Origin of the sequence: Campylobacter concisus (assembly GCF_902460875.1) — a bacterium.
In the GTDB taxonomy this organism is placed as follows: domain Bacteria; phylum Campylobacterota; class Campylobacteria; order Campylobacterales; family Campylobacteraceae; genus Campylobacter_A; species Campylobacter_A concisus_AA.
The window spans coordinates 47,063-69,573 of the sequence record NZ_CABPVR010000001.1 but is presented as its reverse complement, the minus strand read 5'-3'; the positions used below and the strand labels follow the sequence as shown (position 1 = coordinate 69,573).

Genomic DNA, 22,511 nt, shown 5'->3' with positions numbered 1-22,511 from the left:
CTCTTTATCTTGATTTTAACTCTTTTTCTATAAAATCGACTCAAAAATTTATAAAGGCAAAAAATTGCAAGATTTCGTTAATAAAATCAAAAATGAAATTTCAACGCTTGACGATCTTGAGAAGGTCAGGGTAGAAATTTTTGGCAAAAAGGGCATCTTGGCTCAAGGTTTTGCAAAGCTAAAAGAGCTTGGTGAAGATGAGAAAAAGGAATTTGCAGCAAATTTAAATAAGCAAAGAGATGAGCTTGGCGCGCTAATAGAAGCTAAAAAGGCTGAGCTTAGCGAGCAAGAGATAGATAACAAGATGAAAAAAGAAGCCGCTGATATCACGCTATTTAATGAGCCTGTTGCTAGCGGGGCACTTCATCCTGTGATGGCTACGATGGATAAGATAATTGAATACTTTTTGGCTCTAAATTTCTCGCTCGAGACCGGACCACTAATAGAAGATGATTTTCACAATTTTGAAGCGCTAAATTTACCAAAATACCACCCAGCAAGGGACATGCAAGATACATTTTACCTAGATGATTTTAGGCTTTTAAGGACGCATACTAGCCCAGTTCAGGTGCGAACTATGCTAAATCAAAATCCGCCTATTCGCATGATAGCGCCTGGCACGGTCTTTAGACGTGATATGGATTTAACGCATACACCGATGTTTCACCAGGTTGAGGGCCTTGTGGTGGAGGATGCTGAGAAAGTTAGCTTTGCAAATTTAAAATCAATGCTTGAGGGCTTTTTAAAGCACATGTTTGGCGACGTTGAAGTACGTTTTCGCCCTAGCTTCTTTCCATTCACGGAGCCTAGCGCAGAGGTTGATATTAGTTGTATATTCTGCCATGGCAAGGGCTGCAGAGTGTGTAAGCAAACTACTTGGCTTGAGGTACTTGGATGTGGTGTCGTTGATCCAAATGTATTTAAGGCGGTTGGCTATAAAAATGTAAGTGGATACGCCTTTGGCCTTGGCGTTGAGAGATTTGCGATGTTACTTCATAGAGTGCCTGATCTAAGGTCGCTTTTTGAGGGAGATTTAAGATTGTTGGAGCAGTTTAAATGATAATTTCAAAGCATTGGTTAAACGAGTGGATCGACCTTAGCGACGTTAGCGGCGAGACACTTTCAAAGACATTAAATTCTATCGGGCTAGAGGTTGATAGCTATAAAGAGATAAATTTACCAAAGAGTATTGTGGTTGGCTACATAAAAAGTAGAGAGAAGCACCCAGATGCCGATAAACTAAGCATTTGTCAAGTGGATATTGGTGGAGAGACGCTTCAGATCGTGTGTGGAGCTAAAAATGTTGAAGCTGGTCAGTTTGTGCCAGTTGCACTTATTGGCACGACTATGCCAAATGATCTTGAGATAAAAAAAGCAAAGCTAAGAGGTATCGAGTCAAGTGGTATGATCTGCTCTTCAAGTGAGCTGGGACTTCCAAAGGTAAATGATGGAATTTTACCGCTTGATGAGAGCATCGGCAAGCTAAAACTTGGTACAAGTCTTAGCGAATTTGAGATATTTAAAGATACGATAATCGAAGTTGATGTCACAGCAAACAGAGGCGATTGCCAAAATTTACATGGCATCGCAAGAGAAATTTGTGCAGCGCTTGATCTAAATATGAAAGATAGTCACGAAGACGATGAGAGCGAAAATTTACTAGGTATTGGCAGAATAGCTTCTGTGCGAGCAGAGGATAAAGTAAATGGGTCATTTTTGTATAAGGCTTTTGAGCTAAAAGAAGGACTATATGAAAATCTAATAACTCGCATGCGTCTAGCATTAATAGAGTGTCAAAAGACAAATTTAGTTGAGAGACTGCTTGAATACGCGACATTTTGCACGGGCGTTTTATTTAGGGCTTATGATCACGCTAAACTAGTAAGTGAAGGCGAAAAGGCTGTTTTTGATATAAAAAATGGCGAAAATGGCGAATGTGTCGTTTATTGCGGGGATAAAAATTTAGGCATTGCTGGAATTTACCAAAGTGACATAGCAAGGGTAGATGAGAAGTCAAAAGTGATCCTAGTAGAAGCTAGCTACGTAAAGCCAGATGTAGTTTCAAAAGCTATTTTTGAAAATAAAAATTTACCAAAGGGCGATCAAATTTATCGCTCAAGTCGTGGTAGCGAGCCAAATTTAGCTTATGGTGCGGATTATTTATTTAAAAGGCTTGCTAATTTTAAAGATGCACTAAATCTCTTTGCTGGCTCACAGCAGTCGCTTTTAAACACCGAGCCTATCACGCTTAGCATCTCACTTGGCGAGCTTAAAAATATGATCGGTCAAGAGGTTGCTAGAAATGATGTCGTTAAAATTTTAAAGAAACTTGGCTTTGAGATCGCGGTAAATGTCGAGCAAGAGAGCTTTAATGTAAAAGTGCCGTTATTTCGCCATGATATCGTAAATTCTCATGATATCTGCGAGGAGATCGTAAGGATAATAGGCATCGACAATATCGCCTCAACGCCGCTAAATTTCTCTGAGAAAAATAGGCTAAATAAGACATATTTTGACTATAAAAATGCTTTAAATTTAAGACACCGCGCAGCCGACAATGGCTTTTTTGAAAGCGTACACTACGTATTTGACAGCCTTGATGAGCTAAGTGAGCTAAATTTCAAACCTTGCAAGATCAAGATACTAAATCCTATAAACAACGAGCTAAACACGCTTAGACCAGCACTTGTTAATCACCTTCTAAGCTCAAGTGAGAAAAATATCAAAAACTCAAAACGCTCAGTTAGACTTTTTGAGCTTGGCGAAGTTTTTGACGAAAATGCAAACCAAGGCTTAAATTTAGGCTTTGTCGTATCAGGCCTTTTAAAAGAGCCGACACTGATAAATGGCGCAAAGGGCGAAGAGGCAAATTTCTACGCATTTGCAGCGATGGTGCAAAATGTCATAGGTAAATTTGAGCTAAAACCTTGCCGAGAGATCTCATATCTTAGCCCATACGAGCAGGCACATATTTATCAAAATGGCGAAAAGATCGGCTATATCGGCAGAGTTGATGCAAGAATAGAGGCAAAAAGGGATCTGCCAAAAACTTATGTCTGTGAGATTGATTTTTCAAAGCTTAAATTTGAGCCGATCTTAGCAGTGCCATACTCAAAATTTCAAAGCACTACAAGAGATCTTAGCCTCATCGTGCCTGAAAATTTCGAGGCTGGACGAATTTATGAGTGTATAAGAGGGCTAAATTTAAAAGAGTTAAAAGAGTTCTTGCCGGTTGATATCTATAAAGATGCGAAACTAAACGGCGCGATTAGCCTTAGCCTTAAATTTACATTCCAAGATATGGAAAAAACACTCGAAGATGACGATATAAACGCGCTTATGGATAAAATTTTAAGTGAGCTAAAAGAGAAACTAAATATCGGAATAAGATGAGAATTTATCCATTAGAAAAAAGTCTAAATTTAACCATCGATGACATCGCAGCTGACAAGTCTATCTCGCATAGATGCGCGATCTTTTCGCTTTTAAGCGACAAGCCATCTCGTGTTAGAAACTACCTAAGAGCAGGCGATACGCTAAATACCTTAAAAATAGTCGAGCTTTTAGGTGCAAAAGTTGAGGACAATGGTTTCGAAATAACGATCACACCACCGCAAAAGATAAAAGAGCCAAATGAAATTTTAGAGTGTGGCAACTCTGGCACGGCAATGAGGCTTTTTATAGGACTATTAGCCGCACAGGACGGCTTTTTCGTGCTAAGTGGCGATAAATACTTAAATTCTCGCCCGATGGCAAGGATAACAAAACCTCTAAACGATATGGGTGCAAAGATAGATGGTGCAAACAACGCAAACAATGCTCCTCTTTGCATAAGAGGGACTAAATTTGAAAGATCTAGTTTTGATAGCAAGATCGCTTCAGCTCAGGTAAAAAGCGCGCTTTTACTAGCGGCTCTTTACTCAAATGGCTGCAAATTTAGCGAGCCAGAGCTAAGCAGAGACCACACTGAGCGCATGCTTGCAGGCATGGGAGCTGATATAAAGCGTGACGAGCTAGAGATCACTCTAGAGCCGATGAAAGGCCCACTTGCGCCACTTGATATAGACGTGCCAAATGACCCAAGCTCGGCATTTTTCTTCGCGGTCGCAGCTCTAATCATCCCAAATTCGCATATTATTTTAAAAAATATCTTATTAAATAAAACTCGCATCGAAGCTTACAGGGTTTTAGAAAAAATGGGCGCTGAGATAAAATTTCACAAAACTTCAAGCAAATATGAAGATATTGGCGATATCGAGGTTAAGTACTCGCCAAATTTAAAAGGCGTAGAAGTTAGCGAAAATATCTCGTGGCTCATCGACGAAGCCCCAGCTTTAGCCATCGCATTTGCCTGCGCCAAGGGTCAAAGCAAGCTAACAAATGCAAAAGAACTTCGTGTAAAAGAGAGCGACAGGATAGCTGTCACGATAAATGCGCTAAAGAAGTGCGGTGTCGATGCTAGCGAGCTTGAAGATGGCTTTATCATAAATGGCTCTGAGGCTAAATTTGCCACGATAGATAGCCACGGAGATCATAGGATCGCGATGAGCTTTGCCATACTTGGACTAAAATGTGGCATGCAGATAGAAAAGAGCGAATTTATCGCCACTTCGTTTCCAAATTTTGCTGAAATTTTAAAGAAAATGGGAGCTAGAGTTGAAGATTGAGCTTGCTAGTAGTTATGGATTTTGCTTTGGTGTAAAAAGGGCGATAAAGATTGCTGAAAATGCAGGAGATGCTGCGACCATTGGGCCCCTCATTCATAACAATGAAGAGATAAACAGGCTTGAGAAAAACTACAATGTAAAAACGCTTGAGGGCATAGATGAGCTAAAAGATGAGAAAAAGGCGATCATTCGCACTCATGGCATCACAAAAAACGACCTTGCAGAGCTAAAAAAGACAGATATAAAAGTGATCGACGCAACTTGTCCGTTTGTGACAAAGCCACAGCAAATTTGTGAAAAAATGAGCGAAGAGGGCTATGATGTGGTGATCTATGGTGACGTGCACCACCCTGAAGTAAAGGGCGTGAAGTCATATGCCAAGGGTAATGTCTATGTCGTGCTTGAAGAGAGCGAGCTAGAGGGTATTAAATTTAAACAAAAGGTCGCACTTGTTAGCCAAACGACTAGAAAAGTTGAGAAATTTATGCAGATCGCAAACTATCTCATGCTTCATGTAAAAGAAGTGCGCGTTTTTAACACGATTTGCAACGCAACATTTGAAAACCAAGAGGCTGCTAAAAATTTAGCAAAAAGAGCTGACGTGATGATAATCATCGGCGGTAAAAACAGCTCAAACACAAAACAACTCTACCTAATATCTAAAAATTTCTGCGAAGATAGCTACCTAATAGAAAGCGAAGAAGAGCTTGAGGGATCATGGTTTGAGGGCAAAAATTTGTGTGGTATAAGTGCGGGTGCAAGTACGCCTGACTGGATCATACAAAAAGTCGTTGATAGAATCAAAAAAGTATAAAATTTATCCTAGCTAAAGCCACAATTAACTATAATAAGCCCAATTTGCCTCTACTGGCATAATAAAATTTAAAGGATCAAGATGGCTGTGAACAAAAGTGTTCAATTAGGAAAAGCAAAAGACGAAGATATCGAAGATATCGATTTTGCTGCGATGTTAGAGGAGTCTTTTAAAAAGACTGAAGAAGATAGTGACGCAAAGATCGTCAGTATCAATGGCGATGAGGTTTTAATCGACGTTGGCAAGAAGTCAGAAGGCATTTTAAATGTTTCTGAGATCACTGACGCAAACGGCAACCTGACGCATAAAGTTGGCGATACGATCAAAGTTGTAATAACTGGATCAAGAAATGGAAGACCTATAGTGTCGCACAAAAAAGCACTTAGAAAAGAGAAAGTTAAAGCTTTCATCGAAGCTTACGATCCTGAAAATTCTGGCGAAATCGACGTAAAAGTAGTTGGAAAAAATAAAGGTGGCTTTATAACTCAAGATGTAAATGGTGTGGAATTTTTCTTACCAAAAACTCACAGTGGCTTTAAAAACGCTGAAGGCGTAATTGGTAAAACATATAAAGTAAGAGTTATAAAAATTGATAAAGAAGAAAATAGCATAGTTGTCTCTAGAAAGAAAATTTTAGACGATGATCGCAAAAAACGTAAAGAAGCTCTGTCAAGCATAGTAGAAAATGATAGCGTTATAGAGGGCACAGTTAAAAAAATCACAACTTATGGTATGTTTGTTGATGTTGGCGGCGTAGATGGACTCGTTCACTACAGCGAGATAAGCTATAAAGGCCCAGTAAACCCTAGCTCACTATATAAAGAAGGTGATAAAGTTTTAGTTAAAGTTATCAGCTATGACAACGAAAAACGCCACTTGTCTTTATCTATCAAGGCAGCTACTCCAGATCCTTGGGAAGAGATCATAAATGATGGGCTAGAAGTTGGTGACACTATCAAAGTTACAGTTAGCAATATCGAGCCTTATGGCGCATTTGTTGATCTTGGAAATGATATTGAAGGATTTTTACATATATCTGAAATTTCATGGGACAAAAATATCAAAAATCCAAAAGATCACATCAATGAAGGTCAAGAGATTGATGTTGAGGTTATCGAGATAGATGCAAAAGGACACCGCCTAAGAGTAAGCCTTAAAAATTTACTTCCAAAGCCATTTGATGAGTTTAAAGCTAAATTTAAAGAGGGTGACGTAGTAAAAGGCGTTGTGACAACTATCACAAATTTTGGTGCATTTGTTAGAGTGGGTTGCGTTGAAGGCTTATTGCACAATGAAGATGCATCTTGGGATAGAAACGATAAATGCAAAGACATGTTTAAAGCTGGCGACGAGCTTGAAGTAAAGATCATCAAAATCGACAGCGCTGAACAAAAAGTTTCACTCAGCCTAAAAGATCTAAAACAAAGTCCAGTTCAAGCATTTGCTGATAAATTTAATGTAGGCGATATCGTAAAAGGAACAATTCGCGACATTAAAGACTTTGGCGTGTTTGTAGAGCTTGGTGATAACGTTGATGCGTTGATCCGCAAAGAAGATCTAGGTAGTGTAGATGTTAGTACACTTAAGATCGGCGATGAGATCGAAGCAGCTATCGCATTTATCGATGAGAAGAAAAATAGAATTCGCCTAAGCATACGCCGTTTAGCAAAACAAAAAGAGCGTGAAGTGTTAAATGAGATCAATGATAACGATGATAAAGTAACACTTGGCGACATTATAAAAGAACAATTACTTTAGTTTAAATGGGCAGACACGTACTTTTATTAGTAGTTGTCCTGCTATTTGTAATATTGGGTTTGGTTGGAATTTCTCTTGTTAAATTTGCAAGTGTAAATTTCAGTCAAATACCTGAAGAAAATATCACAAATGAGCAAAATTTAACCAAAAATACAACCAGCAATATTAACTGGATGAGTGAGCTAGCAACTATTAGAAAAAGAGATTATGTGCTGCCTGTAAATGAAATTTTTATAGAATACAACCGACCCAAAATAGAAAAACCAAAGATTACTGCATATGAGCTTTTGATAGATAAAAATGATATCTATTCAATGTTTTGTTTGATGCAGACTTTAAGAAAAAGCGAGGTCGATTTTACTGTTGTAAAAGATGGTGCAAAAAGCCAGATATTTTTAAATACTCAAGACTCTAAACTTCTACAAAATATCATTTTAGAACTAAGAGTTTATGATATCCACTCAAGTGTGAGAGAGGTAAAATTATGAAAACTATCATTGTTTGCGATGCAATACATCCAGTAGGTTTTGAACTTTTAAAAAAAGAGCAAGATATAAACGTAATAGACGCAGTTAATACTCCCAAAGATGAACTTTTAAAAATTTTAGGCGAGGCTGATGTTGCTATAACAAGAAGCTCAACTGAAGTAAACGAGGCCTTTTTAAACGCTGGTAAAAAACTAAAAGCTATCGTTAGAGCTGGTGTTGGTGTAGATAATGTCGATATAGAAGGATGCTCAAGGCGTGGCATAATAGCTATGAACGTTCCAACTGCAAACACTATTGCTGCAGTTGAGCTAACAATGGCGCATATGCTAGCTTCAGCTAGATCTCTTGAATACGCTCATAATGATCTAAAGCTAGATAGAATTTGGAAGCGTGAGAAATGGTATGGGGTTGAACTTTTTAAGAAAAAGCTTGGCGTGATCGGCTTTGGCAATATTGGCTCGAGAGTAGCTGTTCGTGCAAAAGCTTTTGGTATGGAGATCATCGCTTATGATCCATATATTGATCCATCTAAAGTTATCGATATGGGCGGTACTTATACTAAAAATTTTGATGATATTTTAGCATGTGATTTTATCACGATACATACACCAAAAACTAAAGAGACGACCAATATGATAGGCGCTAAAGAGATCGCAAAAATGAAAGATGGCGTAAGACTTATAAACTGCGCTAGAGGTGGTCTTTATAACGAAGAAGCGCTTTATGAAGGACTAAAAAGTGGCAAGATAGCATTTGCCGGTATTGATGTTTTCACAAGAGAGCCAGCAACTGATCATCCACTTCTTGATCTAAACAATGTAAGCGTCACCCCACACCTTGGAGCAAATACGCTTGAATCACAGCGAAATATCGCAGTTGAGGCAGTCGAACAAGCTATTTTAGCAGCTCGCGGTATAAGCTATCCAAATGCGTTAAATTTACCCATAAAAACAGAAGATCTACCGCCATTTGTTGAACCTTATATCGATCTTACAAGCAAGATGGCATTTCTTGCTGCACAGATAAATAAAAGCGTTATCAAGGCCATTCGTATCGAGACTCACGGTCAGATTAGCGAATATGCAAATTCAATGCTAACTTTTGCAATCGTAGGTGCTTTAAAAGAGAGTCTTGGTGATGCGATAAATTATGTAAATGCTAAATTTTTATGCGATGAAAAAGGTATAGTGACTGAAACTAGTCTTGGCGGAGATAGTATTTTTAAAAATAAAATTACCGTTCGCTTAACTACCGAAAATGGCATTGTAACCGTTGGTGGAACGGTATTTGGTGAAAATCAGCAACGCATCGTAACGATAAATGGTTTTAAGACCGACTTTAAACCAAAAGGCAAGATGATTATCTTTAAAAACCATGATGTGCCAGGCGTTATTGCTCAGATTAGTAAAATTTTAGCTGATGAAAAGATCAATATCGCAGACTTCCGTCTTGGCAGAGATGATCACAATATGGCACTTGCTGTCATTTTGGTTGATGAACATATAAAAGCAGAAACGTTAGAGAGACTAAACGCACTTGAAGCTTGCGTTTGGGCTCAATACGCAGTTATATAAAATTTTGAAAGGATAAAAAATGGCTTCATATTCAATGGGCGATCTAAAAAAGGGACTAAAGATCGAGATCGATGGCGTTCCTTATAAAATCGTAGAATATCAACACGTTAAACCGGGCAAAGGTGCAGCTTTTGTTCGTGCGAAAATCAAATCTTTTATCGACGGAAAAGTGCTCGAAAAGACTTTTCACGCAGGCGATAAATGCGAGCAACCACATCTTGAAGAAAAAGAGATGCAGTATCTTTATGATGATGGTGAGTATTGTCAATTTATGGATACGGTTACTTATGAACAAGTTGCTATTAGCGATGAGGATGTGGGTGATGTAAAAAAATGGATGATCGATGGCATGATGGTTGAAATTTTATTTCACAATGGCAATGCAATCGGCGTTGAAGTACCGCAAGTAGTTGAGCTAAAGATAGTTGAGACTCCACCAAATTTCAAGGGTGATACGCAAGGTGGTAAAAAGCCAGCTACTCTTGAGAGTGGTGCGGTAGTTCAGATACCATTTCACGTACTTGAAGGCGAAGTTATCCGTGTGGATACTGTTCGCGGCGAGTATATCGAGCGTGCGAATAAATAATGCAGTTTAATCTTTCTTACTAAAACGTTTAGTAAGCCTAATGCTTAGCTAAAGTCACTATTTAAAAAGTATTGGCTTTAGCAAAAAAACTTCATTTCGTATATTGTAAAATTTCAAGTAGCACTAGCATAGAATGCACAAAAATTTTTATACTCTATAAAAATCAAATATAGCCAAATATCAGCTCATAAAATCTTCAAAAATCAAAAAAATATATAAAATAATGAAAATTCTGAGCGAGATAAGTAAATGTTTTAACTATAAAATTTTTATATTAGGATAGTAGAACCGTAAGTCAAAAATAGGGAAAAACGAGACGGTTTCCCGTCTCGGTAGCTAGCATTAAGCCGACTTTTCTTTAAGATATTTGTTTATAAGAGTTGTGATCTCTTCACCGTGAGGAAATCTCGCTTCATCATTTCCGATACGATCTTTCTTAGAAAATATAACATCTCCATCAACCTCGACGATGAAATTTCCACCATCACCTATAACCTTTTCGACTCTTGCATCACTAAAGTTCGCTTTTATTTCATCTTCTACACGAGAAGCTACCGGACGATAGTTTCAAGAGTTGCAGTAAATAATTTTTACTTGCATGCTCTGTCCTTTCTTGTGAAATAAGCCAACATTATATAGAATTTTACTTAACAAATAAAACATATTATTGTAAAGGATAAATTTATGAAAAAAGTTGCTGTGATTTTAGCTGAAGGATTTGAGGAGATAGAAGCGCTAACTTCTGTTGATGTTTTACGTAGAGCTGGAGCGATAGCTTCTATTGTTGGGCTAAATGACGTAAACATCAAAGGGTGTCACAATATATGCGTAAAAGCCGATGTGACACTTCGCGAGATGAAAGAGCTAGACTACGATGCGATCGTCCTTCCTGGGGGACTTCCAGGAGCTAGCAATCTAGCAAACGATACAAGGCTCAAAGCAATTTTGCAAAATTTTGATAAAAGCAATAAGCTTATTTGTGCCATTTGTGCTGCTCCTATGGTGCTTGAGAGTGCTGGTGTGCTAAAAGATCATTTTGTTTGTTATCCAGGATTTGAAGAAAATGTAAGAAGTGATAAAAAGGGCTATGATAACGGCAAGAGTGTATTGATGGATCAAAATATTATTACAGCAAAAGGTCCTGCATTTTCAATGGAATTTGCACTTTTTATAGTTAAAAATTTACTTGGTGATGAAGCATATCTTAAAGTAAAGAATGATTTACTTTATAAATAGCTTATAAAGATAAAATAATTTTTTATTTAATTATTTTTTTTAAACTTAAGGTTAAATTTTGTTTAGTGATAGTTGTAAAAACTCTATATATACGACTTTGTAGCTTTTAAGAATATTTTTCAGAAAAGTGTAATAAATTTTTTGATTTTTTACATCTTTTTGACGAAAATTAGCTATTATCACACTAACCGAATAAATCGGTAATTTTTTTAAGGAACACTCCTGTGAATATTTATGTAGGAAATTTGTCGTATAGAACGACAGAGGCAGAATTAAAGGAAGCCTTTGCGCAATTTGGCGAAGTAAGGCGAGCAAAAATAGTAAAAGATAGAGAAACTGATCGCTCAAAAGGCTTTGGCTTTGTTGAAATGGACGATGCAAATGAGGGGCAAAAAGCTATAGACGCATTAAATGAAAAAGAACTAGGCGGACGTACTTTAAGGGTAAATGAGGCTAGACCAAGAGATTAATGACTATTTGCCACCAAATGGTGGCATAGCATCCCGTATAGCTCCTACGCCTAGTGGGTTTTTGCATGCTGGCAATGCTTATAACTTCATCCTAACTTATCTTTTGACACGTTCGTCAAATGGCGTTTTGTACTTGCGTATCGATGATTATGATCTTAGTAGATACCGACAAGAATTTGTTCAAAATATCTTTGATGTTTTAGAATTTTTGGGGCTTGAATATGATAAAGGGCCAATTAGCGTAAGTGACTTTGAACGTAATTTTAGCTTTAAAGTAAGAGCTAAAAGATACGAAGATGTACTTGAAAAACTAGATGAAATTTATATCTGTGAGTGTTCAAGGACCACAAAGAATGCCTATAAAAACGGCATTTACACTAAAATTTGTAAAAATAAAAATCTAAAATTTATAAAAGACAAGACCGCCATTAGACTAAGTGTGGATGAGGGCGATCCTCTTGGTAAGCTTGTGGCAGAGCAAATGGGCGATTTTGTGATTTACAAAAAAGATTTTACTCCTGCTTACAACTTTGCAAGCGTGATAGATGACGAGGATATGGGTATAAATTTGGTTGTTAGAGGTGAGGATTTAAAGGCTTGCACGCTAGCTCAAAGATACCTTGCGAAAAGGCTAAATTTTGGATTTTTTAATGCTAATTTTATTCATCATAAGCTACTTTTAAAAGATGGCAAAAAGCTCTCAAAAAGCTCAAAATCACCACCAATTAATCTAAAAGATAGCCCGCAAATTTATTACAAAATATTAGCAAATGATCTTGGTTTAGATATAAAATCAGCAGACAAAATCCAAAATCTACTTTATGAGTTTAAGCTAAAAAATATTGCAAAATTTTGGCATTTGACTTGACTAAAAGAATTTATTTAAAACTCTCTTAGTCTATTGTTTGATGCTTAAATTTATAAATTTTTGAAAAATTATCTAAGCTTTGTCTCAAAAAATGCACTAAAAAGCGAGTTTATGCCTTGCTTTGCAAATTTCTCCATTATCTTTTCGAGCTGTGGTTTTTCTTGCCAGACTGGCTCATCTACGAGGCTCATTTTAGCTAGCTCGTTTTGAGCGTCTATGTAGCTACCAAGGCTGTCAATTAGCCCTATTTTTAGGGCATTGTGAGCTAAAAAGACCCTTGCATTTGCCCACTCATCTTTTTTCTTGATATCTAAATTTCTAGCCTCTGCCACGTCACTTACAAAGAGCATATAAGCGTCATTTACGAGCCCTTGCAAGCTCTCGCGCTCCTGCTTGCTCCAGCTTCTCATAAAGGTGCCAGCCTCTTTAAACTCGCCAGCCTTCACCACCTGCTCGCTCACGCCTAAATTTTTGGCTAAATTTTCGATGTTTGCCCCTTGCATGATGACGCCAATGGAGCCTATGAAAGCGCCTGGATTTGCTACGATAGTGTCGGCATTTACGCCAGCGTAGTAGCTGCCGCTCGCCATGTTGCCAGCTGCGTATGCGAGCACTTTTTTGCTCTCTTTTAGCCGCTTGACCGCCATAGCTAGCTCCACGCTGGGGCTTAGCGCGCCGCCTGGGCTGTCGATGTAGAGTAGCACGCCTTTGATGTTGTTATCCAGCCTTGCTTTTTCGAGCGCATCTAAAATTTCGCTTGTGTCCATTATCGTGCCTGTGATGTCGATGCGGGCTAAATTTGGCTCTTTCATCTTACCATCTGGCGCAAATACGAAAAATAAGATCAGTAAAAATATGAGCGCCTTAAAGTAGTTGTTGATAAATTTAAAAATTCCCAAAATTCCTCTAAAAATAAGCCTTAAAATTTGCAAATTTTGCCTCCAATATATAGTTTTTTGGCTTCATTTGTGTAAAGTATGAGCTGCAAAATTAGCTCGCTGTCATCGCACTCTAGGTCGCTATAGACGGCAAGATCAGCCGCGCGTCCTGCCTTTATCTCACCGTTATTTGTCCTAAGTGCCTTTGCGCCCCCATGCGTTGCAGCGACAAAAAGCCTGGTGGCAAGCTCATTTAGATCAAGGCTAGCGTGGGTAAATAGGGCAGCTCTTAGCTCATGCCAAAAATTTAGGCTGATATTTGAGCTAAGTCCGTCTGTGCCGATGTTTAGGCTAATGTTGTTTTTAAAAATTTCTTTTAAATTTAGCGCCTTTTTGCCAAGCAACCTGTTTGAAACCGCGCAGTGTGTCACGCTGTGATGGGGCTTAAATTTAGCAAAATCGCTCACATAAACGCAGTGCGTAAATAGTGTATTTATCTCACGAAACATCGCAAAATAGCCCTCTTTATCATACATAGGCTTTGGATCTGGGCTAAATCTTAAAAGATGCTTTTTAAAGCCGCCAGTACCACGCTCTAGCCACTGCTTTTCAGCCTTGCTCTCTAAAAAGTGCGTGCTAACAAGAAGATCGTCTTTTTTGGCTATCTCAAGGGCGGCTTTGGCTAGCTTAGGGTGCACAGAGTAGGGTGAGTGCAGCGAGATAGCTGGGGTGAAATTTTGGCTTTTATAGCCCTTTGCTTTTTCAAATTTAGCTAAGAAATTTTGCAAATTTTGCTGAACCATCCGCTCGTTTGAGCCTAAAATTTCAGTAAAAAGCACGACTTTTAAAGGGCTAGTGGCTAAAATTTCAAGCTCCGAGCCAAAGCTAGATATCTCGCCAATGGCACAAACTCCGCTTTTTAGTAGCGAATTTATAGCTTCATTTATCGCTTTTTTAGCATCCATTTTAGCTAGCTCGCCACCTTTATCGATGATGGAGCCAAGCCACTTTATAAAATCGCCATATTTTAGGGTGCTGACGTTTGAGCTAAACTCCAAATGAACGTGCGTATTTACAAAGGCTGGAGCAATCACGCTGTCACCGAAGTCGCAAATTTTCGCCTCTTTAAATTTCTTTTGCACCTCTTTTTCGTTTAAAATTTCTAAAATTTTATCATTATCAATGACAACACAAGAATTTCTTAAAATTTTTGGATTTTCTCCGCCAGTGATTATTTTTTTTGCTTTTAAAATTTCCACATTTGAGCCTTAAATTTTTGTTATTGTAGCGAAAATTTAGGAACTAAAATGTATAATTTGGGCTATTTAATCAAAAAGGAGTGACATGGATAAGAAGCTAAAAATAATGGTTATCCAAGGCCCAAATATCAACATGCTTGGCGCTAGAGAGCCAGGAATTTACGGCGTTATGAAGATGGAGGATATCCACTCTCAAATGAAGATCGTTGCCGATCAAAATGACGTTGAGATCGAGTTTTTTCAAAGCAACCTTGAGGGCGAGCTAGTCGATAAGATCCAAGAGTGCTTGGGCGATGCTGATGGCATCATTATAAACCCAGCTGCCTACACTCACACATCTATCGCTATCCGTGACGCTCTAAGTGCGGTTGCGCTACCAGTTATCGAGGTGCATATCAGCAACGTTTATAGAAGAGAAGAGTTCCGCCATAAAAGCCTCATCGCACCAGTTGCGGCAGGCCAGATCGTGGGCTTTGGACCAGTTGGCTATCATTTGGCTATGATAGGCATGCTTCAAATTTTTGAGCAAATCAAAGCAGTAAGAGCAAATCAGAAAGCACAATGAATTTCATCTTAAAGGACGAAAACGCCGTATTTTACGAGTGCGGCTATAGCTGTGATAATGAATTTTTGCTATGCCTTGATGGTGTAAAATACTTTTTCACGGACGCGAGGTATTATTTTGAGGCAAAAAGCTGCGTAAGTGCAGGCGTAGTCGTTCTTTTGGCGCAGAGAAATTTAATAAGCGAGGTCAGAGCATTTTTAAGGAAAACGAAGCCAAGTAGCCTCGTTTTTAACCCAGATGAGCTAAGCCTAAGTGAGTTTAATGCGCTTAGCAAAGGTTTTAAGATAAATTTCAAGCCAAAGGCAAATTTCTCTAGACTAAAGAGAATTTGCAAGAGTGAAGATGAGATAAGAATTTTAAAAAAGGTTAGCGAATTTGGGGCGAAATGCTTTGATGAATTTGCTAAATTTGTGCTTGAAAATGGCGAAGGAATGAGTGAGAAAGAGCTTCATTTTAACGCAACGCTTATTTTTAGGCAAAAAAACGAGCTAGGTCTTAGCTTTGATCCGATCGTGGCGATAAACGAAAACGCCGCAAAGGCGCATGCGCTGCCTGGAGATAAAATTTTAAAAAGGGGTGACTTGCTGCTACTTGACGCTGGGGTTAAATTTAAGCGTTACTGCTCTGATCGCACCAGAACTGCTTGCTTTGACGAAAATTTTAACTTCTCAAAGGAGCAAAAATTTAAAAACGCCAAGATGCAAGAAATTTACGAGATCGTAAAAGAGGCTCAGGCTGCTGCGATAAAGGTCGCAAGAGCTGGCGTTAAGGCGTGTGAGATAGACCTTGCAGCAAGAAGCGTGATAGCAAGGGCTGGATATGAAAAGGCCTTTTTTCACTCGACAGGGCACGGCGTGGGTGTCGATATACACGAGCTTCCAGTTATCTCAGCAAGGAGCGAAACGCTCATAAAAGAGGGCATGGTTTTTAGTATAGAGCCTGGAATTTATCTAGAAAATGAATTTGGTGTGCGCATCGAGGACGTGGTGGTCGCAAGAGAAGGTGGGTGCGAGATTTTATGAGGCTAGCTGGAGCAAGGAAGATCGTAAAAAGCCGTTTTTGCCCTAGTTTTTTTCATAAAAGAGATGAGTTTAAATATGAGGCGCTAGTTGGTATGGGTGGCAACATCGGCGATAGCGCAAAGAGGTTTGATAAATTTATAAGAGCGATTAGTGAAGATAGGCGTTTTCACGTAGTTGAAGTCTCGCCAATCCTTATAAATGCGGCGTTTGGCTACGAAGCGCAGGATGATTTTAGTAACGCTGTTATAAATTTACAAACGTCTATGAGCCCTAGAAATTTGCTAAAAATTTTGGGGCACTATGAGAGTAAATTTAAGCGTATCAGGACATTTAAAAATGCGCCACGCACGCTTGATCTGGATATTTTGTATTTTAGTAAAAAAGTCTATAAGACGCCGCACCTTATCGTCCCGCACCCAGGGGCTAGTAAGAGGCTCAGCGTGATCGTGCCACTAGGGCTTATGAGAGGTTAAAAGGATATAAATGGCTACAAAATTTCATACTTTTACAGGCGAGAGCACTATAGAGGCTTTGAAAAAGGCTCAAGAAACGTGCGGCGAGAAGGCCATACTAGTTACTACAAAACAGATTCAAGCCAAAACGATAAATAAAAAACCGCTTTATGAAATTTTAGTAAGCGTCGAAGAAGACGACGTGAAGCAACCCACAAAACCAAATACAAAAGCCATAAATTACGAAAATGCCTACTCTAAATTTAATAAAAACTATGAACCTACTAAGCCAAAATTTGAAATAAAAGAAGAGCCAGCTAAATTTGAGGCAAAGACAGCATCACCCGAGCCTTACGACCCAAATGAGAGCGTGCTTTTAAATATCTCAGCTGCTGCAAAAGAGATAAGCACGATCGCAAATGTAAATATCGATGACGTCAAAGATAAAGAGTCGAGCATACCAAACGGTATGAATAAAAAAATAGACGATGTGGCAAAGCAAGTAAGCGTGCTAAGCGAAAAAATAGGGCTCATAACTGACATGATCTGGGACGAGAAAGCCCCAAATCGCAATAATCTCTCGATCCCGCCGGAGTTTGCTAGTATCTATAAGCTCGCAAAACAAAGCGGCATGAAAGATGAGCATTTAGAGGCTATCATGCAAACGACGCTTGAAAATTTACCAGTTTCGATGAAGAGCAATCCAACTGCTGTAAAGAGATATTTCTACTCACTTTTACGCAATATGCTACCTTGCAGAAAAGAGCCAAGCGATAAAAAACAACGTATCATGATGCTAGTTGGCCCAACTGGAGTTGGTAAGACGACGACTCTTGCAAAGCTAGCTGCTCGTTTTGCTTACGGCAATGAAAAACGCTATAAAACAGGTATCATCACGCTTGATACATATCGTATTGGAGCGGTTGAGCAGCTATTTCAATACGCTAAAATGATGAAGCTACCTATTCTAGATGTTATCGAGATAGATGACTTTCAAAATGCTATCAAACAGCTTAATTATTGTGATGTGATACTTATTGATACGACTGGAAATTCGCAGTATGACAAAGAAAAGCTTGAAAGGCTTGATAAATTTTTAAAGCATAGCGGTGCAAAGATCGATGTAAATTTAGTCCTCTCAGCTGGCTCAAAGGTTGAAGATCTAATAGAAATTTATAATGGGTTTTCATTTTTGGATATTGACACGCTGATAATCACCAAATTTGATGAGACAAAAATTTTTGGCAATGTCTTTTCGCTGATATATGAAACAAACACGCCAGTTAGCTACTTTAGCGTGGGCCAAGAGGTGCCTGATGATCTTGTGGAGGCAAAGAGCGAATTTTTAGTAGAGTGCGTGTTTGACGGCTTTACAAAGCAAAAGGCTAGCGATGAATAATCAAGCGCAAAAATTACAAAATTTAGTCCAGTCTCAAACTAAGAGTAAAAATACGCATTTTATTGCGATTACTAGCGGTAAAGGCGGCGTTGGCAAGAGTACGATAAGTGCAAATTTAGCAAATGTTTTATCAAAAAATGGTTACAAAGTAGGGCTTTTTGATGCTGATATCGGCCTTGCAAACCTTGATGTAATCTTAAATGTAAAAATGGGTAAAAATTTACTTCACGTGCTAAAAGGTGAGTGCAGCCTAAAAGATATCTTGATACCTATAAATAAAAATTTGATCCTTATCCCTGGCGAGAGTGGTGATGAAATTTTAAAATTTAACAATCAGTTTTTATTTGAGAGGTTTTTGGATGAGGCGAGCGAGCTTGATGAGCTTGATTTTTTGATCATTGACACCGGAGCTGGCATAGGCGGTAGCACGCAGCTGTTTTTAGAAGCGGCTGATGAGGTCGTGGTGGTAACTGTGCCTGATCCTGCGGCGATAACTGATGCATACGCTGTCATAAAGATCGTCTCAAGGTTTAAAAATAGTGAGCTTTTGCTTTTAAATATGGTAAAAAATGAAGCAGAAGCGACTAGAATTTATGAAAATATCAAACGTGTTGCTAATGCAAATATCGGGCCTAGCTTAAATTTAGAGCTTATAGGATTTGTGGCTTCTGATAAGAATGTTTCAAGAAGCATAAAACAACGAACGCTTTTTACAGACGATGCTGCTTATGCTGAGCCTAGCGCTCAGATAAAACAAATAGCTTCGAATTTACTTTATAGGTTGGAACGAAAAGTGCTTAACGATGAGCAAAGCAGGAGCTTTGGGGGCTTCTTTAAGCGTTTGATAGAACAATTTTAATGGAGATTGAGCTTTGCGTGCAGAAAATTTTATAGCATTTTTTACGGTCTGTGGTTTTTTTGTAGGTATAGTTTTTACCTTGTTAAAGGTGAGTGAGCCTATCGAAATGCTTGTTTATACACTAGTTATTACTTTGTTTTTTTATCTTATAATTCACATTGTTATCATGAACTACATCGATGTGAAAAGGGCTTTAACTAAAATTTTTGACAAACAAAAACACGAAGAGATCGCAGACTATCTCATCTCTGAGCTAAATACTAGAGAAAAGCGTATGGAAAATATTATGGTAAAAATGACTGCTGAAAATTTTGATTCTGGTAAACGAAATGCACGAGTTAAAGCAAAAGCAGCTTAACGCTTATAAAAACACGATAAAAAAAGAACAAGACGAAATCGTCTTAAAATACATGCCAGCACTGCGTGCAATGGCGTTTAGACTTAAAGAGAGGTTGCCATCAAGCATAGATACAAATGACCTAATAAGCATTGGCGTTGAAGAGATGATAAAACTTAGCAGGAAGTATGACAAGGAGCAAAATGACTCTTTTTGGGGTTATGGCAAAAAGAGAATTTATGGCTCCATGCTTGATTATCTAAGGACGCTTGATGTTGTTAGCAGAAGCGATAGAAAGCTAGTAAAGAGCATAAATAGCGAGATAGATAACTACTTTAATGAATTTGAAGAAGAGCCAAGCGATGAGTATTTGGCCGAAAAGCTTAATGAAGATATTGAGAAGATAAGAGAGGCAAGAGGCGTTAGCGGTATTATCACTATTTTGCCAATAGACGAGCAAATGGAGCTAATTGGTCAAAATGACGTCGAGAAAAGCATTGAGAGAGAGGATCTCATTTTAAAAATAGAAGAAGCTTTAAAAGATTTTGACGAAAGAGATCAGATGTTGGTTCAGCTTTATTATTATGAAGAGCTAAATTTAAAAGAGATAAGCCAGATCATGAATATCAGCGAGAGTAGAATTTCACAAATTCATAAACGTTTGCTTGATCGTATCAGGCGTAGCTTGGGGGTTTAATGGCTGATATTTTAAGTCAAGAAGAGATAGACGCGCTACTTGAAGTTGTTGATGAAGATGGCGATACGAGTAATATCGAGGTCGAAGAGAGATCGCAAGGCGAACAAAAGCAGATTATTATTTATGATTTTAAGCGTCCAAACCGCGTTAGTAAAGAGCAGCTTCGTGCGATAAAAGGCATCCATGATAAGCTTGCTAGAAATTTGGCTAGTCAAATTTCTAGCGTGATGAGAAGTATTGTCGAGATTAGACTTCACAGTGTTGATCAAATGACTTATGGCGAATTTTTGATGAGTTTGCCAAGTCCAACGAGCTTTAATGTCTTTTCTATAAAACCGCTTGATGGAAACTGCGTTTTGGAGATAAATCCAAGCATTGCTTTTCCGATGATAGATCGTTTGCTTGGCGGAACTGGTGAAAATTTTGAGGCAAATAGAGAGCTAACCGACATTGAAGTAAATTTGCTTGATGCGGTGCTTAGAATGATCATGCAGCGTCTAAAAGAGAGCTGGTCAATGATAACTGATATGTACCCAAATGTGGAAGCCAAAGAGAGCAGTCCAAATGTCGTACAGATCGTCTCTCAAAATGAGATCGTCATCATGGTCGTTATGGAGATCATAGTTGGCGGATCAAGCGGTATGATAAATTTATGCTATCCAGTCATCTACCTTGAACCGATACTCTCACGCCTTGCAAACAGGGACATTATGCTTGGCGAAACAAGTGCAAAAAAAAGTAGAAACAAAGAGCTAAAAACACTTATCGGACGAGCAGAAATTTTATATGAAGCCATACTTGGCAAATCGATCATCAGCGTAAATGAGTTTTTAAATTTAAAAGAAGGCGATATTTTAAGGCTTGATAGAGGAGCTGATGATAAGGCGATCGTTTGTATCGATAAAAAAGAAGTTTTCTTAGCTGAAGTTGGGCTTCATAGATTTAGAAAATCTATAAGGATTGAGCAATTAATACGCTCTGATAAAGACGAGATCAAAAATATCTTAGAAAAATACGAAGAAGAGCGAAAAGCAAAGCTGATGGCGTATGAAGCTAATGAGCGCAAAATGGAAGAAGAAGAGGACGACGAAGATGATGAATGATTTTTTTAATATATTTTCTAATGAATTAAAAGCTACTATCGAAGGACTTACGGGCAGAGCTCCAGAGGTTGGTGAAAGAAATGAATTTGATGCACCAACGCAAAATGGCATAAAGCCGCCGGTAGTGATGGCCAATATCTCTTTAAGCGGCGACATCAATGCTAAAACAGAGATAGTGTGCACTCCGGTTTTAATAAGTGCCATTAGCGAATGGATGATGGGCGAAGAGGAAATTTCAAAGAATGAAAATTTAGGAAATGATGAGCTTGACGCAGCTAAGGAGATATTTTCAAACCTTTTTAGCGCCTTTAGTACGTCTTTGGGCGCTCAAAAGGGCATGCCAAAGATAAATTTTGAAGTAATAAATGTAAATTTTTTAGATGAAAATTCTTCGCTTGATTTTAGTGTTTATGAAAAGCTATTTTTATTTAATGTCAAAATCGAAGATCTAAGTGAGCATATCGGTTTTGCTTGTGACCATTCGCTGATGAAATTTTTTGAGCCAACTAAGACCGAAGCACCAGCTGCACCAGCAAGTACTCCTCACGTAGCTAAGGGCGATTTTAGCGCTGAAGAGATGAGAAATATCGGTCTTATAATGGACGTCAGGTTACCTATTCGTGTTCGTATCGGCTCAAAAAGAATGCTTTTAAAAGATGTACTTACCATGGATATTGGCTCAGTCATCGAGTTAAATCAATTAGCAAACGATCCACTAGAAATTTTGATCGGCGATAAGGTAATAGCTCTTGGCGAAGTTGTCATAATCGATGGAAACTTTGGCATTCAGATCACTCAGATAGGCTCAAAACGCGAGAGGCTTCAACAGTTAAAATAATGAATAATGAATTAGTTAGTGATCTTTTAAATTTTCCAAACGTCTTAAAATATAAAAATAAAAATGTTACCTTCTTTGGCTCGGCTAGATTTGATGAAGAAAATTTCTACTGCAAAAAGGCTTATGAACTAGCTTATAAGCTAAACGAGCTAGGATATGCCATCTTAACTGGTGGCGGGGACGGCATAATGAGAGCCGCAAACAAGGGCGCGTTTGACAGTGCAAAATCGCCAAGTATAGCCCTAAATGTGAGGCTTCCATTTGAACAAAATACAAACCCTTACGTCACAGCAAAATATCTCTTTTCAAATTTAAGCCCAAGAAAATTTGCACTCACCGATCGTTCAGTCGCATTTGTCGTCTTTCCGGGTGGCTTTGGCACTCTTGATGAACTTTTTGAAATTTTAGTACTTGCTCAAGTTGGTAGCAAAAAAGTAAAAATTTTTCTTTTTGGGAGCGAGTTTTGGCAAGGGCTTGATGAGTTTATAAAAAATACGCTAGTTAGCCAAAAAACAATAAAAAAAGAAGATATAAATTTATACAAAATCACCGATGATTTAGAGCTTATTGTAGATGAAATTTTGGCTATTTAAAAATAAGATATAAAATATCCCCTTTTAAATTTCAAAGAGGTAAAAAAT

At 38.3% G+C, this 22,511-nt stretch carries 24 protein-coding genes; 21 read left to right on the top strand and 3 right to left on the bottom strand.

Translation table 11 applies throughout. The features are described 5' to 3' along the window. The first annotated feature begins 64 nt into the window (after positions 1–64). From pheS to efp, 8 genes are all read left to right on the top strand, one after another. Positions 65–1,060 carry a phenylalanine--tRNA ligase subunit alpha gene (pheS, locus tag F3H01_RS00380; protein WP_103559363.1) on the top strand — a complete coding sequence of 332 codons (996 nt, stop codon included), beginning with the start codon at positions 65–67 and terminating at the stop codon, positions 1,058–1,060. Beyond that, positions 1,057–3,393, top strand: a complete 2,337-nt coding sequence (pheT, locus tag F3H01_RS00375) for a phenylalanine--tRNA ligase subunit beta (RefSeq protein WP_149724463.1) — start codon at positions 1,057–1,059, stop codon at positions 3,391–3,393. Before pheS ends, pheT begins: the two co-directional genes overlap by 4 nt. After that, entirely contained in the window at positions 3,390–4,667 is a 1,278-nt protein-coding gene (gene aroA / locus F3H01_RS00370) for a 3-phosphoshikimate 1-carboxyvinyltransferase (RefSeq protein WP_149724462.1), read from the top strand. The genes pheT and aroA overlap by 4 nt, the downstream gene beginning before the upstream one ends. Continuing rightward, positions 4,657–5,481 (top strand): 4-hydroxy-3-methylbut-2-enyl diphosphate reductase, encoded by an 825-nt coding sequence (locus F3H01_RS00365; RefSeq protein WP_149724461.1) that lies wholly within the window; start codon positions 4,657–4,659, stop codon positions 5,479–5,481. Before aroA ends, F3H01_RS00365 begins: the two co-directional genes overlap by 11 nt. A gap of 81 nt (positions 5,482–5,562) precedes the next feature. After that, positions 5,563–7,239, top strand: a complete 1,677-nt coding sequence (locus F3H01_RS00360) for a 30S ribosomal protein S1 (RefSeq protein ID WP_149724460.1) — start codon at positions 5,563–5,565, stop codon at positions 7,237–7,239. A gap of 59 nt (positions 7,240–7,298) precedes the next feature. Beyond that, positions 7,299–7,727, top strand: a complete 429-nt coding sequence (locus F3H01_RS00355) for a hypothetical protein (RefSeq protein WP_021090693.1) — start codon at positions 7,299–7,301, stop codon at positions 7,725–7,727. Further along, positions 7,721–9,301, top strand: coding sequence for a phosphoglycerate dehydrogenase (serA, locus tag F3H01_RS00350; RefSeq protein WP_223154202.1), 1,581 nt, complete (start codon positions 7,721–7,723; stop codon positions 9,299–9,301). The genes F3H01_RS00355 and serA overlap by 7 nt, the downstream gene beginning before the upstream one ends. Before the next feature lie 19 nt (positions 9,302–9,320). Further along, positions 9,321–9,887 (top strand): elongation factor P, encoded by a 567-nt coding sequence (efp, locus tag F3H01_RS00345; protein WP_021090997.1) that lies wholly within the window; start codon positions 9,321–9,323, stop codon positions 9,885–9,887. Between the two features lie 342 nt (positions 9,888–10,229). Here the strand turns inward: efp and F3H01_RS00340 are convergent, their stop codons facing one another. Next, positions 10,230–10,487 (bottom strand): SelT/SelW/SelH family (seleno)protein, encoded by a 258-nt coding sequence (locus F3H01_RS00340; RefSeq protein ID WP_255349566.1) that lies wholly within the window; start codon positions 10,485–10,487, stop codon positions 10,230–10,232. Positions 10,488–10,571: 84 nt separating this feature from the next. On the opposite strand from F3H01_RS00340, the gene F3H01_RS00335 reads away from it, so the two are divergent. The 3 genes from F3H01_RS00335 to F3H01_RS00325 all read left to right on the top strand — a co-directional run bounded on the left by F3H01_RS00335 (position 10,572) and on the right by F3H01_RS00325 (position 12,461). Then, positions 10,572–11,123, top strand: a complete 552-nt coding sequence (locus tag F3H01_RS00335; RefSeq protein WP_149724458.1) for a DJ-1 family glyoxalase III — start codon at positions 10,572–10,574, stop codon at positions 11,121–11,123. 224 nt (positions 11,124–11,347) lie between these two features. Next, a complete protein-coding gene (gene rbp / locus F3H01_RS00330; protein WP_009294719.1) occupies positions 11,348–11,593 on the top strand; it encodes an RNA-binding regulator in 246 nt (81 codons plus the stop codon). Further along, a complete protein-coding gene (locus F3H01_RS00325; protein WP_149724457.1) occupies positions 11,571–12,461 on the top strand; it encodes a glutamate--tRNA ligase family protein in 891 nt (296 codons plus the stop codon). Before rbp ends, F3H01_RS00325 begins: the two co-directional genes overlap by 23 nt. Before the next feature lie 68 nt (positions 12,462–12,529). On the opposite strand, the gene sppA is transcribed toward F3H01_RS00325, so the two are convergent. Both sppA and mqnF read right to left on the bottom strand, forming a co-directional pair. Beyond that, positions 12,530–13,393 carry a signal peptide peptidase SppA gene (sppA, locus tag F3H01_RS00320; RefSeq protein ID WP_149724456.1) on the bottom strand — a complete coding sequence of 288 codons (864 nt, stop codon included), beginning with the start codon at positions 13,391–13,393 and terminating at the stop codon, positions 12,530–12,532. Further along, entirely contained in the window at positions 13,381–14,598 is a 1,218-nt protein-coding gene (gene mqnF / locus F3H01_RS00315; protein ID WP_149724455.1) for an aminofutalosine deaminase family hydrolase, read from the bottom strand. The genes sppA and mqnF overlap by 13 nt, the downstream gene beginning before the upstream one ends. An 85-nt stretch (positions 14,599–14,683) precedes the next feature. Here mqnF and aroQ point away from each other — a divergent pair, with 85 nt between their 5' ends. The 10 genes from aroQ to F3H01_RS00265 are packed head-to-tail and all read left to right on the top strand — an operon-like array spanning position 14,684 to position 22,463. Beyond that, a complete protein-coding gene (aroQ, locus tag F3H01_RS00310) occupies positions 14,684–15,163 on the top strand; it encodes a type II 3-dehydroquinate dehydratase (RefSeq protein WP_004317604.1) in 480 nt (159 codons plus the stop codon). Further along, the gene (locus tag F3H01_RS00305; RefSeq protein ID WP_149724454.1) at positions 15,160–16,185 is read left to right on the top strand and encodes an aminopeptidase P family protein; all 1,026 of its coding nucleotides are present in this window, start codon (positions 15,160–15,162) and stop codon (positions 16,183–16,185) included. The genes aroQ and F3H01_RS00305 overlap by 4 nt, the downstream gene beginning before the upstream one ends. Further along, positions 16,182–16,658, top strand: coding sequence for a 2-amino-4-hydroxy-6-hydroxymethyldihydropteridine diphosphokinase (folK, locus tag F3H01_RS00300; RefSeq protein WP_149724453.1), 477 nt, complete (start codon positions 16,182–16,184; stop codon positions 16,656–16,658). Before F3H01_RS00305 ends, folK begins: the two co-directional genes overlap by 4 nt. Positions 16,659–16,668: 10 nt before the next feature. Then, positions 16,669–18,036: a flagellar biosynthesis GTPase FlhF gene (gene flhF / locus F3H01_RS00295; protein WP_149724452.1), complete on the top strand. Its 1,368-nt coding sequence runs from the start codon at positions 16,669–16,671 to the stop codon at positions 18,034–18,036. Beyond that, entirely contained in the window at positions 18,029–18,895 is an 867-nt protein-coding gene (locus F3H01_RS00290) for a P-loop NTPase (RefSeq protein WP_149724451.1), read from the top strand. The genes flhF and F3H01_RS00290 overlap by 8 nt, the downstream gene beginning before the upstream one ends. Positions 18,896–18,908: 13 nt before the next feature. Continuing rightward, positions 18,909–19,253: a hypothetical protein gene (locus F3H01_RS00285; RefSeq protein ID WP_021090750.1), complete on the top strand. Its 345-nt coding sequence runs from the start codon at positions 18,909–18,911 to the stop codon at positions 19,251–19,253. Next, a complete protein-coding gene (locus F3H01_RS00280) occupies positions 19,225–19,929 on the top strand; it encodes an RNA polymerase sigma factor FliA (RefSeq protein ID WP_021090868.1) in 705 nt (234 codons plus the stop codon). Before F3H01_RS00285 ends, F3H01_RS00280 begins: the two co-directional genes overlap by 29 nt. Continuing rightward, positions 19,929–21,032: a flagellar motor switch protein FliM gene (fliM, locus tag F3H01_RS00275; RefSeq protein ID WP_054196277.1), complete on the top strand. Its 1,104-nt coding sequence runs from the start codon at positions 19,929–19,931 to the stop codon at positions 21,030–21,032. Before F3H01_RS00280 ends, fliM begins: the two co-directional genes overlap by 1 nt. Further along, positions 21,022–21,870, top strand: coding sequence for a flagellar motor switch protein FliY (gene fliY, locus F3H01_RS00270; protein WP_103559377.1), 849 nt, complete (start codon positions 21,022–21,024; stop codon positions 21,868–21,870). The genes fliM and fliY overlap by 11 nt, the downstream gene beginning before the upstream one ends. After that, the gene (locus F3H01_RS00265) at positions 21,870–22,463 is read left to right on the top strand and encodes an LOG family protein (RefSeq protein ID WP_087585564.1); all 594 of its coding nucleotides are present in this window, start codon (positions 21,870–21,872) and stop codon (positions 22,461–22,463) included. Before fliY ends, F3H01_RS00265 begins: the two co-directional genes overlap by 1 nt. Positions 22,464–22,511 lie beyond the last annotated feature (48 nt).

What these genes read in the sequence shown, in the direction of transcription:
- pheT (WP_149724463.1), top strand. Translation starts at nt 1,057, where the DNA reads ATGATAATTTCAAAGCATTGGTTAAACGAGTGGATCGACCTTAGCGAC.
- aroA (WP_149724462.1), top strand. Translation starts at nt 3,390, where the DNA reads ATGAGAATTTATCCATTAGAAAAAAGTCTAAATTTAACCATCGATGAC.
- F3H01_RS00360 (WP_149724460.1), top strand. Translation starts at nt 5,563, where the DNA reads ATGGCTGTGAACAAAAGTGTTCAATTAGGAAAAGCAAAAGACGAAGAT.
- efp (WP_021090997.1), top strand. Translation starts at nt 9,321, where the DNA reads ATGGCTTCATATTCAATGGGCGATCTAAAAAAGGGACTAAAGATCGAG.
- F3H01_RS00335 (WP_149724458.1), top strand. Translation starts at nt 10,572, where the DNA reads ATGAAAAAAGTTGCTGTGATTTTAGCTGAAGGATTTGAGGAGATAGAA.
- F3H01_RS00325 (WP_149724457.1), top strand. Translation starts at nt 11,571, where the DNA reads ATGAGGCTAGACCAAGAGATTAATGACTATTTGCCACCAAATGGTGGC.
- aroQ (WP_004317604.1), top strand. Translation starts at nt 14,684, where the DNA reads ATGGATAAGAAGCTAAAAATAATGGTTATCCAAGGCCCAAATATCAAC.
- F3H01_RS00305 (WP_149724454.1), top strand. Translation starts at nt 15,160, where the DNA reads ATGAATTTCATCTTAAAGGACGAAAACGCCGTATTTTACGAGTGCGGC.
- folK (WP_149724453.1), top strand. Translation starts at nt 16,182, where the DNA reads ATGAGGCTAGCTGGAGCAAGGAAGATCGTAAAAAGCCGTTTTTGCCCT.
- flhF (WP_149724452.1), top strand. Translation starts at nt 16,669, where the DNA reads ATGGCTACAAAATTTCATACTTTTACAGGCGAGAGCACTATAGAGGCT.
- F3H01_RS00290 (WP_149724451.1), top strand. Translation starts at nt 18,029, where the DNA reads ATGAATAATCAAGCGCAAAAATTACAAAATTTAGTCCAGTCTCAAACT.
- F3H01_RS00280 (WP_021090868.1), top strand. Translation starts at nt 19,225, where the DNA reads ATGCACGAGTTAAAGCAAAAGCAGCTTAACGCTTATAAAAACACGATA.
- fliM (WP_054196277.1), top strand. Translation starts at nt 19,929, where the DNA reads ATGGCTGATATTTTAAGTCAAGAAGAGATAGACGCGCTACTTGAAGTT.
- fliY (WP_103559377.1), top strand. Translation starts at nt 21,022, where the DNA reads ATGATGAATGATTTTTTTAATATATTTTCTAATGAATTAAAAGCTACT.
- F3H01_RS00265 (WP_087585564.1), top strand. Translation starts at nt 21,870, where the DNA reads ATGAATAATGAATTAGTTAGTGATCTTTTAAATTTTCCAAACGTCTTA.